Origin of the sequence: Amycolatopsis oliviviridis, from assembly GCF_014654365.1 — a bacterium.
GTDB lineage: Bacteria > Actinomycetota > Actinomycetes > Mycobacteriales > Pseudonocardiaceae > Amycolatopsis > Amycolatopsis oliviviridis.
This window is the reverse complement of the sequence record NZ_BNAY01000004.1, coordinates 155,154-168,858: the sequence shown is the minus strand read 5'-3', so window position 1 is coordinate 168,858 and position 13,705 is coordinate 155,154. Positions and strand designations below refer to the sequence as shown.

Annotated in this window: 11 protein-coding genes; 1 reads left to right on the top strand and 10 read right to left on the bottom strand. The window is 69.3% G+C overall.

Going from position 1 to position 13,705, the window contains the following annotated elements:
* Positions 1-29: 29 nt before the first annotated feature.
* Positions 30-1,349: an aminotransferase-like domain-containing protein gene (locus IE302_RS18530; RefSeq protein WP_191255776.1), complete on the bottom strand. Its 1,320-nt coding sequence runs from the start codon at positions 1,347-1,349 to the stop codon at positions 30-32.
* A 195-nt stretch (positions 1,350-1,544) separates the two neighbouring features.
* Between IE302_RS18530 and IE302_RS18525 the strand changes: the two genes are divergently transcribed.
* Positions 1,545-2,189, top strand: coding sequence for a GNAT family N-acetyltransferase (locus IE302_RS18525; RefSeq protein WP_007032251.1), 645 nt, complete (start codon positions 1,545-1,547; stop codon positions 2,187-2,189).
* A 383-nt stretch (positions 2,190-2,572) separates the two neighbouring features.
* On the opposite strand, the gene IE302_RS18520 is transcribed toward IE302_RS18525, so the two are convergent.
* The 9 genes from IE302_RS18520 to IE302_RS18480 form a co-directional block, all read right to left on the bottom strand.
* Positions 2,573-3,721 carry an N-acetylmuramoyl-L-alanine amidase gene (locus IE302_RS18520; protein WP_007032252.1) on the bottom strand — a complete coding sequence of 383 codons (1,149 nt, stop codon included), beginning with the start codon at positions 3,719-3,721 and terminating at the stop codon, positions 2,573-2,575.
* Positions 3,722-3,972: 251 nt separating this feature from the next.
* The gene (trxA, locus tag IE302_RS18515) at positions 3,973-4,299 is read right to left on the bottom strand and encodes a thioredoxin (protein WP_005154472.1); all 327 of its coding nucleotides are present in this window, start codon (positions 4,297-4,299) and stop codon (positions 3,973-3,975) included.
* Between the two features lie 41 nt (positions 4,300-4,340).
* Positions 4,341-5,336: a thioredoxin-disulfide reductase gene (gene trxB, locus IE302_RS18510; protein ID WP_005154470.1), complete on the bottom strand. Its 996-nt coding sequence runs from the start codon at positions 5,334-5,336 to the stop codon at positions 4,341-4,343.
* Between the two features lie 164 nt (positions 5,337-5,500).
* Complete coding sequence (locus IE302_RS18505) at positions 5,501-6,286, bottom strand: RsmA family anti-sigma factor (protein ID WP_191255775.1); 786 nt, start codon at positions 6,284-6,286, stop codon at positions 5,501-5,503.
* A complete protein-coding gene (gene sigM / locus IE302_RS18500) occupies positions 6,283-6,942 on the bottom strand; it encodes an RNA polymerase sigma factor SigM (RefSeq protein ID WP_026467183.1) in 660 nt (219 codons plus the stop codon). Before sigM ends, IE302_RS18505 begins: the two co-directional genes overlap by 4 nt.
* A gap of 31 nt (positions 6,943-6,973) precedes the next feature.
* Positions 6,974-8,533, bottom strand: coding sequence for a protein kinase family protein (locus tag IE302_RS18495; RefSeq protein WP_191256278.1), 1,560 nt, complete (start codon positions 8,531-8,533; stop codon positions 6,974-6,976).
* Between the two features lie 120 nt (positions 8,534-8,653).
* Positions 8,654-10,390 carry a murein biosynthesis integral membrane protein MurJ gene (gene murJ, locus IE302_RS18490; RefSeq protein ID WP_229907887.1) on the bottom strand — a complete coding sequence of 579 codons (1,737 nt, stop codon included), beginning with the start codon at positions 10,388-10,390 and terminating at the stop codon, positions 8,654-8,656.
* A 617-nt stretch (positions 10,391-11,007) separates the two neighbouring features.
* Positions 11,008-13,164, bottom strand: a complete 2,157-nt coding sequence (locus tag IE302_RS18485) for a DUF6049 family protein (protein WP_191255774.1) — start codon at positions 13,162-13,164, stop codon at positions 11,008-11,010.
* The gene (locus IE302_RS18480) at positions 13,161-13,685 is read right to left on the bottom strand and encodes an NUDIX hydrolase (RefSeq protein WP_191255773.1); all 525 of its coding nucleotides are present in this window, start codon (positions 13,683-13,685) and stop codon (positions 13,161-13,163) included. Before IE302_RS18480 ends, IE302_RS18485 begins: the two co-directional genes overlap by 4 nt.
* Positions 13,686-13,705: the final 20 nt, after the last annotated feature.

Here is a 13,705-nt window from a genome sequence, read left to right as displayed (position 1 = left end):
CCTTTTGTTCTTGGGGGACGTCCGGCCGATCAGACCGTGTCCGGAGAGGGGTTCTGCGGCCCCGAGATCGAGCGTGGGCTCACGTTACCGAAGGTACGCGCGAGGTCCATTTCGGACTCGAGCACCGCGGCGAGCCGCCGGACGCCCTCGCGGATCCGCTCCGGCGTCGGGTAGCAGTAGGAAAGACGCAACTGTCTGCTGCCGAAACCATCTGCGTAGAAGCCGGTTCCGGAGGCATACGCGACCCGGGCCGTGACGGCCCGCGGCAGCATCGCCTTCGTGTCCACGCCTTCGGGGACGGTCATCCAGACGTAGAAACCGCCGTCGGGTTTGGTCCAGCTGCACCCGGTGGGCATATGTTGTTCGAGCGCGGACAGGATCGCGTCCCGGCGCTCCCGGTAGTTCTCGCGGAAGGTCTTGATCTGCCCCATCCAGTCGTGAGTCGCGAGGTATCGCGACACGATCAACTGGTTAAGCGTCGGCGGACAAAGCGTCGCGGACTCGGCCGCGAGCACGAGTTTCTCCCGGACGGCGTGCGGCGCGAGCACCCAGCCGACCCGCAGGCCGGAAGCGAAGGTCTTCGAGAATGAGCCCAGGTACACGACGTTGTCGGGGTCGATCGAGCGGAGCGCCGGGTACGTCTGCCCGCTGAAGCCGAGCAGGCCGTACGGGTTGTCCTCGACGATGAGGATGTCGTTCTCCCGGCAGATCTCCACGATCTCCGCGCGCCGCTCGACGGCCAGCGTGACGCCGCCGGGGTTGTGGAAGTTGGGGATCGTGTAGAGGAACTTGACCCGGCGGCCGGCTTTCCGCGTCTCCGCGAGCGCGGCCCGCAGCCCTTCGGGGACCAGGCCGTGGTCGTCCATCGCGACGTGGACGACGTCCGCCTGGTAGGCAGCGAAGGAGCCGAGCGCGCCGACGTACGACGGCCCCTCGGCGATGATGACGTCGCCCGGGTCGCAGAACAGGCGGGTGACCATGTCGAGGCCCATCTGCGAGCCGACCGTCACGACGACGTCGTCCGGGTGGGCCTTGATGCCTTCGAGGGCCATGATCTCGCAGATCTGCTCGCGCAGGGCCGGGACGCCGTGCGCCGAGCCGTACTGCAGCGCGACCAGGCCTTCTTCGGCGATGAGCTCGCCGACCTGCGCGGACAGCGTGTCCAACGGGAGCGCGGCGAGGTTCGGCATCCCGCCGGCGAGCGAGACCACCTCGGGGCGACTGGCCACCGCGAACAACGCCCTGATCTCGGAAGCAGTCATCCCGGCCGTACGCGCGGCGTAGCGGTCGAGATGAGGGTCGAGGTTGTGACGGCCGGGCTCCGGCCGGACAGGGCGATTCTCGGTCATCAGGTGTTCACCCGTGCTTCGAAGTGGACATAGTCGCTACCGACTGGTAGTTCCATCGAGTGTAACCACCCTCCCTTGAGGGGCCCTGGCCTTCCGGTGTTCATCACATCGGCCTATCCTCGGTCGAGACCCCTTCAGCGAGCCCTGCTCGGGACAGGGCTGCGTCGGGTGTCGTCCGTTCAGGGAGGTTTGTCTGTGTCGCGTCGCGTCGTGGGCGTAACCCTGGACAACCTCGAGCATCTGCCCAAGAGCTGCCGCCGCTGCGTGTACTGGGAGCTGGCGCCGCATATGAAGGCGCAGGCCGAGGAATACGGCGCGACAGAGGTCGAAAAGGAAGCCTGGGTCTCCAGCGTGCTGTTGGAGTGGGGTTCCTGTGGCCGGATCGTCTACAGCGACACCTTGCCCGTCGGTTTCGTGCTCTACGCGCCGCCGAACGCCGTGCCGCGTTCGCTGGCCTTCCCGACTTCGCCGCCCGGACCGGACGCGGTGCTGCTGACCGCCTTCCAGGTGCTCCCCGAATTCCAGGGTGGCGGGCTCGGCCGGATGCTGGTGCAGGCCGTCGCGAAGGACCTGACCAAACGCGGGGTCCGCGCGATCGAAGCCTTCGGCGACGCCAAGCCCGACGAGACCGACCCGGACGGCGGGCACAGCTGCGTGCTGCCCGCCGCGTTCCTGCAGAGCGTCGGGTTCAAGACCGTGCGGCCGCATCCGCGGTGGCCGCGGCTGCGGCTGGAACTGCGGTCGGCGATCTCGTGGAAGGAAGACGTGGAGGCGGCCCTCGAACGGCTGCTGGGCCAGGTCTCCATCACGACCGCCGAACCGAGCCTGGGCCGCGCCTGACGTCGTCCCACCCTTCCCGCCCGTTCTGGACGGTCACCTTCCGCTTGCTATGAAAGGCCCCTTCCTTGCAAATTTCGCAAGGAAGGGGCCTTTCATAGCGTTCGTGTGAGGCGTTCTAGCAGAGTTTCCGGGTGCGCGCAGCAGCCACCCCCCGCCCTGGGGACAGCTGTGGGTAACCCGCCGAGTTATCCACAGATCGCTGATAGGAGCGGTGGAAAATCTGTGGATGGGTAGGCTGGACCTGGGGACGCCCCCCGGGAAGGGCGGGGGCTGCGCGCCGGATGGATCTACGGGTGGCGTGGTCTGGAGCGGGGGCACACAACCGGTTGTGCCGAGCGGCTCGGCAGCGGGATGTGCGCCCGCGTGCGGGTGTGGAGGACTGGCTACTCCGCTTTGGCGAGTTCGTGGGCCAGGACGTCCGCGAAGGTGAACGTGCCGGTCGGCTGGTCCCCTTCACCGAGGAGGTAAAGGCGCTTCACGGCGACCAGGATGCCTTCGGCGACGACGTCGCGGAAAGCCGGGTCGGCCAGTTTGCGGCTGTCCTCCGGGTTGGTCAGGTAGCCGATCTCGATCCGCACCGCGGGGCAGCGGGTGCGGGTGAAGATCTCCCAGGTCTTGTAGTGCGTGCGGCAGTCGAGCATGCCGGTGCGGGCGGCCAGCTCGCGCTGGATGAAGCCCGCCAGCAGCTCACCGACGGTCGACGTGGTGCCGTTGCCGGTGCCGAAGTGGAAGCTCGCGACACCCTGCGCCTTCGGCGAGGGGTTCTTGTCGTTGTGCAGCGAAAGGAACAGGTCGGCGCCCGCCTCGTTCGCGAACTTCGCCCGGTCGCCCTCGCTCGGGCTCTGGTTCGGGCCGCGCGAGATCAGCGCCTCCATGCCCGTGGCCTGCATCCGGCCTTCGAGCCGCCGCGCCAGATCCCAGGCGATGTCCGCCTCACGCAGGCCACCCGCGACGACGCCGAGGTCCTCGCCACCGTGGCCCGGGTCGATCACGATGCGCTTGCCGCGCAGCCGCGGGCCCGCCTGGCGCACCTGCTCCTGCTCACGCAGGAAAACGGGACGGCCGCCGCGGGCACGCGGCGACGAGAGCCGGTGCAGCTCGCGGATGGTGGCCGGACCGCACATGCCGTCGGCGACCAGGCGCATGTCGCGCTGGAAGGTCTTGAGCGCGCGTTCGGTCTGGGGGCCGAAGTGCCCGTCCGGGCGGCCGGCGTCGAAACCGAGTTCGGTCAGCCGCTCCTGGAGCGCGAAGACGTCGTCACCCTGCATGGGGGCGGAGAACATGTAGGTCAGCGGGCGGCTGCCGAGGTGGAAGCCCGCGCCGCGAAGCGCCTGGTAGGTCGCCGGACCCACCAGACCGTCGGTGATGAGCCCACGGCGCTGCTGGAAGGCGCGCACGGCATGTTCCATCGCCGTGTCGAAGACCTCGTACTCCCCGGATTCGGTCACCGGCGGGAGCAGCTCCATCGCCGCCAGCGTGGACCTGATCTCGGCGACGTCCGGTCCGGCGTCACCGCGGCGGAGTACCCGCATGCACTCCTCGCTCTTCCCTTTGGGGCACCGATCGAGCTCGATGCACGACTTTGAAAACCCTGCGGGGCGAACCCCGGTGCTCTATTGTGCCCTGTGAACTCTCGGTGAGCGCGGAGGCCCGGTCGGTGCGTCAAGTCCCCGTTCGGGGAACCCGTCCAGGCGTCGCCGTAACACTACGATGTACCCATTCCGCGCAAAGACAAAACCCGGAGCCTGGGCAGGCCCCGGGTTTCGGCAGGTGAAACGCGAGATCAGAGGACGTCGGCGAGGTCCGACAGCAGCGCGGCCTTCGGCTTGGCGCCGACGATCTGCTTCACCGGCTTGCCGCCCTGGAACAGGATCAGCGTCGGGATCGACATCACCTGGTAGTCACGCGCCGTGTTCGGGTTGGCGTCGATGTCGAGCTTCGCGATGGTCAGCTTCTCGCCGTTCTCCGCCGCGATCTCCTCGAGCACCGGGGCGACCATCTTGCACGGACCGCACCAGGTGGCCCAGAAGTCGACCAGCACGGGCTTCTCGCTCGTGAGCACGTCGTCGACGAACGTCTTGTCGGTCACCGTCACGGTGTTGTTGGCCATGGTGTCTCCTCCTGGGGGTGGTGAACTCCGGTGCGGGAAAGTCAGTTGGTGGTGGCGCCGTAGCCGCCGCCGACCAGCTCGGGTGTCTCCTGAGCGGTCTCGACGCCGGCGTGCTCCGCCAGCCATCGTTCCGCGTCGATCGCCGCGGCGCAGCCCGAACCGGCGGCGGTGATCGCCTGCCGGTACGTGCGGTCGACCAGGTCGCCTGCCGCGAAGACACCGGGAAGGTTCGTGTACGAGGTCCGGCCCTTGGTGAGCACGTAGCCGTCCTCGTCGAGGTCCACCTGACCCCGCACCAGTTCGCTGCGCGGGTCGTGACCGATGGCGACGAAGAACCCGGTCACGTCCAGCTGGGACTCCTCGCCGGTCACCGTGTCCTTGAGCTTCAGGCCCTCGACCTTGCCCTCACCCTCGACGCCGGTGATCTGCTTGTTGAGCGCCCACTTGATCTTCTCGTTCTCGCGGGCGCGCTCCAGCATGATCTTGGAGGCGCGGAACTCCTCGCGGCGGTGGACGATCGTGACGGACTTGGCGAACTTCGTCAGGAAGGTCGCCTCCTCCATCGCGGAGTCGCCGCCACCGGCGACCACGATGTCGTGGTCGCGGAAGAAGAAACCGTCACAGGTGGCACAGGCCGAGACACCGCGGCCGAGCAGTTCCTGCTCGCCGGGCACGTTCAGGTAGCGGGCCGCGGCGCCCATCGAGAGCACGACCGCGCGGGCCGCGTAGCGCTTGCCGTTCGCGACGACGTACTTGACGTCACCGGTCAGCTCGACGGACTCGACGTCCTCCTGGCGCAGGTCCGCGCCGAAACGCTTGGCCTGCTCGCGCATCTCTTCCATGAGGTCGGGACCCTGGATGCCTTCGCGGAAGCCGGGGAAGTTCTCGACCTCCGTCGTCGTCATCAGCGCACCGCCGAACTGAGTGCCCTCGAACACCAGCGGTTCGAGCTGCGCGCGTGCTGCGTAGACAGCGGCGGTGTATCCCGCAGGACCCGATCCCACAATGATCAGGTTCCTGATCTCCTCGGCAGCCACCCGTGACCTCCGCTCGTAGTGACCTGTTCACCAGGCTCAACACGATCGTAAGGGCCGGTGTTCCCGGAGTGACCGGTGCTACCTCTCCTGCCTTGCGGCGGTGATAGCAAAGGTCCCCTGCTCCCGCCAAGGGAGCAAGGGACCTTCGCTAACGCCGCTACCGCTTACTTCTGGCCGATGATCTTGTCGAAGAGGAGGGACGGCTTGCCCGGGCCGCAGTCGGCCCCGAAGGCGACGATGCGGAACTGGGCGAGCTTGCCTGTGGTGTAGATCACCATCACGCCGTCCTTGCCCGCGACGTTCACCGGCCGGATGCCCTCCGGCCGCACGTCGGGGTCCAGTCCGGCGGCCTCGACACAGGCGTCCAGCTTCTCCTCGGTCTTCAGCGAGCCGAAGTCGCGGACGCCGATCGCCTTGCCGACGAGCGCTTCCGCCCCGCCGCCGTCTCCGCCGACCGAAGGGCCGTTAGGAGCGGGCGGGGGCTGCGCGACGCCGCCCGGTGTCGACTGCTGGGTGGTGGGCACGACTATCGCGACGGCGGCGATCGCCGCCGCGGCCACGGTCGCTATCCCCGCGCCCCAGCCGATCCGCTTGTTCCGCCGCCGCCGTGCGGCCGCGAGGTCCACCACCGGGGCGACCTGCGCCTGCTGCCCCTGAGGTGCGCCTTGAAAGGCAGGCGACGACCGCATCTCGGCGGCCAGCGCCGCGTCGATCCGGGCCGCGTACTCGGCGGGCATCGGTGCGACCGGCTCGTTCGCGAGTCCCGCGAGATCGGCCGTGGTCGCTTCGAGTGCTTCGATGATCGCCAGTGCTTCGGGGTCGGCGTTCACCAGCGGCCACAGTTCGGCCGCCTCTCGCTCGTCCAGTACACCTGCGTGCAGGTCGGCGAGCACATCGACAGACCACGGCGGACCGACGGTCCCGCCGATCCCCCTGCTCTCGTCTGTCATCTTCCCTCCCCGTCACCCGGCGTGCCCTGAGGACGCCTGGCACCCCGTTCCGGGGTAGCGCGCTCTCGTTTGCTTTCGTGAGTTGGGACGTTCGCAATCGCATCGGGGTTCCGTAGATGTCCGAGAACCTTCGCGAGCTTTCCGCGACCTCGGGCACACCTGCTCTTCACCGTGCCCTCGGCGATGCCGAGCATCTTCGCCGTCTCGGCGACGGAGTATCCCTCGACGTCGACCAACACGATCGGGGCACGCTGTTCTTCGGGAAGCTGGTCGAGCGCTTCCTTGACCACGAGACTCGTCTCGCGCTCGGACATCGAGTCGCGCGGCGAAGCGGGTTCGTTGAACTGCCCGGTCTCGGGCAGCGGAACGGTCGGTCTGGCCTTGCCCCGCCGGATGCGGTCGAGGCACGCGTTCACGACGATGCGGTGCAACCACGTCGTGACCTGCGATTCGGCTCGAAAATTGCCCGCTGCGCGGAACGCGGAGATGAACGCGTCCTGCAGGGCGTCCGCGGCTTCTTCCGGATCCCGCACGGTGCGCAGGGCCACCGCCCACATGCGGTCTCGATGTCGCTGGACCAGTTCACTGAACGCGTGCGGGTCACCCGCGGCATGCGCCGCTATGAGATCCGCGTCCGTTGGAGCTGCAGCTGTCACCCGAGAGAGCCTACTGAGTCGGTGTCCGGGGTCACCCCGCAGGCAGGAAGGTCAGCTCTTTCAGTTCGGTGGCGAACTTGCCGTCGCTGTCTTCACCCAGCTGAGTGATCCAGACGATGAAGTACTGACCCTGTTGCGGCTGCTGCAACGCGATGGTCGCTTCACCCTCCGCGAGATCCCCGGCTCCGACGACCTTCGTCTCGTCGAGCTTCGGGTTCTTCTTGTCGGCGGAGCGGATCTCGACCTTCGAGCCCGGGCTGCCCGAGTCGATCTTGATCTGGCTGAGGTTGATCGGGTCCTTGAAGGTCACGACCAGCCCGACGCCCTTCTTGAGGACCGGGAACTGCTCGTCGTAGTCGTCGGTCTTCCACACGGTGCCCGGGTCGCCGTCGGTCGCGTTCTTGGCGCGGCCGGGGCTGTCGCCCTTGCTGCCCGGGTTGAACACGGTGACGGCCGACGGCTTGACCGCGGCCCCCACGGTGGGAGCCGGCGGCGGCTGCGAGGGCGGCGGCTGCTGGCCGGGTGCCGGCGGAGCGGCCGAAGACGACGACGCGGCGACGTTGATCTGCGGGCCGCTGGACTTCGATTCGCCCTGGAACAGGTTGATCAGCATCATCCCGCCCCAAGCGAGGATGACCACGGTCGCGACGACCAGCACGGTCACGCCGAACGCCAGCTTCTTGCGCCGCGCGACGTCCTTGACCGGCTTCTTCGTCGTCCAGACGGTGCCGTCGGCCTCGGCGGGCGCTTCTTCCTCGCCGACGGCCTTGATCAGCTGGGTGCGTTCTTCGGCCTCGGCGACCTGGTCCAGCACGCGCAGGATGGCCGCGCTGGTGCGGATGCCGCCGTGGCCGCCGTCCTCGATGGTGCGGACGGCGAGCGAGGACAGCTCGACCGGGACCGTCGGGACCAGCGAACGCGGCGGGATGACCCGCCCGGTCGGCGCGTGCGGCGCCGCCGGGATCGCGGCCGGACCGCCGGGAAGGGCCCAGCGGCCGGTCAGCAGCAGGTACAGGACAGCGCCGAGAGCCTTGACGTCGTCGCGAAGGGTCGCTTCGGGCAAGGGACCGGGGAAGGCGAGCTTCAGCGCGCCGTCCGGGGTGAGCCGCAGGCGCTGCGGGTGGTCGAGGCCGAGGACGAGACCGTTCTGGTGGGCGTGGTCGACGGCTTCCGCCAGCGCCTGCACCATCCTGGCCGCCGCGGCGGGCGCCACCGGGCGCTGCGCCACGAGGTCGACCAGGTCGCTGCCCTTGGTCCATTCCGCCACGACGACACCGAGCAGACCTTCGCTCGAGGTGACGCCGCTGCCGAGACTCAGCACGTCGAGGACGCGCGCGACCCCGCCGTGGCCGAACTTCGAGGCGTGCGCGGCACGCTCCAGCGTCCGGCGCGCGAGCCTCGCGGCCTCCGCGTCCGCGGGGTCGCCGACCAGCAGCGTCAGCGCGACATCCCGCTTCAGCTGCCCGTCGCGGGCACGCCAAAGATGCGCGGCCGCCCGCTCGTCCACCCCGAACTGTGCGAGCAGGCGATACCGGCCGTCACCGACGACCCGGCCAGGGGCCAGCGACCCGCCTTGGGCACGAACGCCCACCTGGCTCGCCTCCCCTGCCTGTTCGCTCCGTCTCGTATCCACCGCACTCTCCCGCGTAGCTCCCGCCCCGAGGGTACCCAGAATACGACCCGTGAACGCGCGCCATCCGTGCGTGAATCGTTATCGCCGCTTGATCAACCGGGTGATCCTCGCCGTGGCGGGCTTCAATTCCTCGACCTTCAAGGCCATGAGCACGCCGAACGACACCACGATCCCGACCACCGTCTGCAGCAGAAGTTTCACCCAGGCATGGAAAGTAGGCCCGAACGAGTCAGGAACGATCTGGCCGGCGAGCCAGGCCGCGCCGACCCCGAGCACGCTCGCGACGACCGTGAAGAGGATCACCCCGAGGACCCGCTTGCTCCGCAGGTTTCCGAGGGTCACCCACAGCCAGACCTGACCGAGGATCGCGCCGACGACGAACGTGAGGCCGTTGACCATCATCACGCCGAGCACGATGTTGTCCGGCGACAGCAGCGCCGGGCACAGGTACAGCAGCGGCACCTTGACCACGGTCATCACGATCATGATCAGCACCGGCGTCCGCGCGTCCTTCATCGCGTAGAACACCCGCATCTGGAGCATGACCAGCGCGTACGGCAGCAGCGCGAACGCGGAGATGGCCAGCGCCTCGCCCAGCCGCGTCGCGTCCTCGACCCGGCCCTTGCCCAAGGTGAACAGGGCGATACCGACCGAACCGCCCACCACGGTCATCACCGCGGAGATCGGCAGGAGCGTCACCGTCGAGATCCGGGAGGCGTACGAGAGGTCGCCGATCAGCTTCTTGTGGTCGCCGTCCGCGGCCGCGCGGCTCATCCTCGGCATGATCGCGGTCAGCAGCGACACGCCGATGACGCCGTACGGCAGCTGGAAGAGCAGCCAGGCGTTGCTGTACGCGGTCACACCGCCTTGCGAACCGCTGGTCAGCACGCGGGTCGTGATCGTGTAGCCGACCTGGCTGACCGCGACGTAGCCGACGGTCCACAGCGCGAGCCCGCCGAACTCCTTCATGCGCTTGTCGATGCCCCAGCGCCACTTGAACTTGAATCCCGACCGCAGCAGCGGCGGGATCAGCAGCACCGACTGCGCCACGATGCCGGCGGTCACGCCGAGGCCCAGCGTCAGCACCTTGGGGTCGGTGATCGACACGGGGTTCGTGGAGATGTCGCCCGGCATGATCCACACGACGAGGATCGTGAAGATGACGACCAGGTTGTTGATCACCGGCGCCCAGGCCGTCGGGCCGAAGATGTGCTTCGCGTTCAGCATCGCCGAGAGCAGCGCGAACACGCCGTAGAAGAAGATCTGCGGCAGCAGCAGGTACGCGAAGGCGGTGACCAGGTCGGGGTTCGCTTGCCCCTTGTCGTCGACGTAGAGCTTGGTGATCAGCGGCGCCGCGAAGACGGCGACCGCCGTCCCGACGACGAGCAACGTGCCCGCCACCGTGACCAGCCGCTGGGTGTAGGCCTCGCCGCCGTCCTTGTCGTCCTGCGACCGCACGAGCAGCGGGACCACCAGGCTGGACAGCACGCCGCCCATCAGCAGTTCGAAGATGATGTTCGGCATCGTGTTGGCGACGTTGAACGAGTCGTTCTCCACCTGGGCGCCGATGGCCGCGACCAGCAGCAGCTTCCACGCGAAACCGGTGATGCGGCTGATCAGCGAGGCGATCGCCATCCGGCCGCTGGACTTCGCGATGGACGGCGTCTGCGCCGGGGCGGCGACGTCCTGTTCACCGGTCTCGCCCGGCCGCGGTTTGACCAGCGGCGCGTCCTTGATCGCAGGCATGACCTGCGTGGCGAGCTGGTCGTACGGGCGGAGGACGTCGGGGTCGGCGACCGGCCAGCGCGACCCCATCGGGACGCCGGGGGTGCGCGGGATGAACCGGGTCGCGTCGGGTTCGTCGCGCCGGTCGACCTGCCACGGGCGGACCGGTGGCGGCTGGCGGCGCCCGCGATGCGGCGGTGGCGGCGTCTGGTGCGGGGCCTGATGCGACCCCGGCGGCGGTCCGGACGGACGGCGCTGCGTCGGATTCTGTGCCGGGTTCTGGGTCGGCTGCGGCAGCGGCGGCCCCTGAGGGGGCGGGACCTGCTGACGGCGGGTCGGCGGGGGCGCCTTGCGCGGCGGTGCCTGGTTCTGGGGTGGCCTCAGCCGCCGTGTCTCGTCGTCCGCGCGGCCCGCGGTCCGCTGACGCCGGTTGTCCGGCGGCTGCTGAGGAGGCGGCGGCGCCGCACGACGCGGGCGCTCGCCGCGCTCGGGCGGGAGCTGCGGCGGCGGTTGACGACGCTCCGGACGGCGTGCCGGACCATCGGTGCGACGGGGCGGTGGCGGAGTGCCTTCGCGCCGGGGACGGCCTGCACGCTCGGGCGGTACACCCGGCTCTCTTTCCAACGTGCGCCCAATCCTCGGTGCTCGACTACGTGATGCCCGGTGGCATCGTTCGACCCAGGGTAATCGGCAACGCCCGGAAACACTTAAACCTGTGCGTCCTGGGTCACACGCGGGGGAGTTTCGTTCGCCCGATCGGCTCGCGAGTCCTTGATCCTCCGGTAGATCCGGCGGGACGAGAGCAGCAGCAACGCGCCGGCCGCGGTGACGGTGATGATGATGGTGATCGCGCCGTACTCGGTGGAGGTCAGTTCGAACCGCGCGGCGGAGCCGAGCGGGGTCCCGTCGGGGGTGGTCAGTGCCACGTCGACGCTGAACCGGCCCGCCCGCAGCGCCTCGATCGGCAGCAGCCGGTTGCGGGCGCTGTTGGCCGGGACCATCTGCGCCTGCAACTGGGTTTCGTCGGTCGCTCGCAGGCCGACGTTGTTCCTCAAGGCGACCTGGACGTCGACGCCGACCGGCAGGCTGTTGGTGATGAACACCGGCAGCGGTGACGCGCCGGAGGCCAGCGCGATCGTCTGCTTCGGCCGTTCGACGGTGACCTGGCTGCGGATCGCGTCGAGGTCGCCGCGGGCGTTGCCGGTGACGGTCGCGGCGTCGGCGCCGCGCCACGAGGTCGAGGCGGCCCGGACGAGCGCCAGCCGGACCGGGGCGATCACGTCGGCGGGATTCACTCGTTTGGTGGTGTCCATCGTCATCGCGGACGAGAGGCTGAGCGTCTCGTTGTCGATCTGGGACATCTTCGCGGTGACGTCGCCGCTGGTCGCCGTCGTCAGGTCCTGCGGGGCGTAGTTGACCGACGCCGTCCCGGACGGGCTTTCCCCGAGCAGTTCGGACAGCGGGGTCGCCTTGACGAGGCCGGCGGCGTAGAAGTCGCCCATCCGCTCCAGGAACGTGGTGAGGTCGGTGCCCGACGCGGCCCAGTGCCGCGGCGGCGCGACCAGCATCCGGGAGCGTTCCTGGCCGGACGCCTGGCCGCCGAGCCCGGCCCGGAAGGCGATCGCGCCGAGGCCGTTCTGAGTGCCCCCGGCGCCGTTCAGGGCGGACGTGATCAGCGTGTCGACCGGCTGCGCGCGGAGGTTCGTTCCTTCGATCGTGACCCCGCCCGAAAGCGGGGAACCGGACTGAAGCTTGCCGGAGTCGGTCAGCACGGTCTTGACGCCCGTCTTGCCGATCGCTTCGAGCGTCTGCGAGTCGAGGGCGCCGCCCGGCCAGAGCACGCCGTCCTGCGGCTGGATGCCGAGCAGGTTCTTGATCGTCGCCGCGCCGCCGACCGCGCTCCCCAGGAGCGCGGTGTCGGTGGCGTCGCCCGCCCTGACCTTCGTCAGCGCGGCGAGGTCGGCGTCGGCGAACGGGAGGGTGACCACGCAGCGGCCCGCGACCAGCGCCTTCAGCTGGCCGAGCCAGTTCTTCGCCGTCTCGGCGCCCTTGCCGGGAGCGGGCCCGCCGCCGGTGGCGACCTGGTAGCCCCGGGACATCCCGTCCACGGTCGCGACCAGGTCGGGGTCGATGGCCAGGCACAACGACGACGAGACCTTCGTGTCGGCCTCGGCCGCGCGCGCCGCCGCGACCAGCGAATCCAGCCGTCCGCCCGCGGCCAGTTCGTCCGCCAGCCGCTCGTCCGCCAGGGTCAGCGGGCCGCCGAGCGGGGACGAGACGACGTGCACGGTGCTGTTCGCGATCGGCCACAGCAGGCTCGCCGACGGCGGCGACGACGGACGCGTCGCGGGCGCCTTGCCTGGCAGGCCGAGCACCGGCATCAGCAGGCTGACCGCCGCGAGCCGTTCCGGGCCGCCGAACTCCGGGGTGCCGTTGACGTTGACCAGCAGCGGGTACACGCCGGGCTTCGAGAACTGCAGCTTCGAGGACTGGCCGAGCGGGATGCTCAGGTTCAGCGCCGCGCTCTGCCCGGCTTCCAGGGCGTCCGGTTCGAGGTCGACGAACTCGGTCGCCGACTGGTCCTTGAACTTGCCGCCCGCCAGGACGTCGCCGATCTGCTGCTCGCTCTGCAGCCGGGTGCCCTGCTGCAGCCGGACGCTCAGCTTGCTGATCGGCCGGTCGCCGATGTTGGTGACGCGGCCGGTGACGGTGAGCGAAGTCGAGCTCGTGGTGATCACGCGGGGGTTCAGCTGATCGAGGTCCACGCGCAGCCGGGGCTGCTCCTGTGCTTGCGCGACCGCGCCGAACAACGCGGGCAGGGCCAGGAACAGGATCGACAGGACAGTGGCGGCAAGCCGCTTCACTCAGGTGCTCCCTCGGCGGTGTGCTGTTGCTGCGCGAAGAGTTCTTTCGCCTTCCGGACCAGCTTGCGCTCGTCGGAGTAGGCGAGGGTGGTCTCCAGGTCGGCGAGCGGTACCCAGGCGACTTCGGTCACCTCGACATCTTCGTCCGAAAGCTCGCCGCCGGTGGATTCCAGGATGAAATGGTGCACTGTCTTGTGCACCCGGCGTCGCTCGGCCACGAACCAGTAGTCGATGGTGCCGAGGGGCTGCAGAACGCGCGCGGAGATGCCGGTCTCTTCCTTGACCTCGCGCACCGCGGTCTGCTCCACCGTCTCACCGTCCTCGATGTGGCCCTTGGGCAGCGACCACAGCAGTCTGCCGTGCCGGTCGAGCCGCCCGATCAGCGCGGCGTGCGTCCGCTCGGCGTCGACGACGAGACCGCCGGCCGAGGTTTCGTCGACCGTGGTCAGCCGCCGTCCCCGCCTGCGCCTCCGCCGGCGGCCCGGCTTCGAAGCGCCGGAGCGGCCGGCTGATCCAGACATGCTGCGATGCTAGAGCAAAC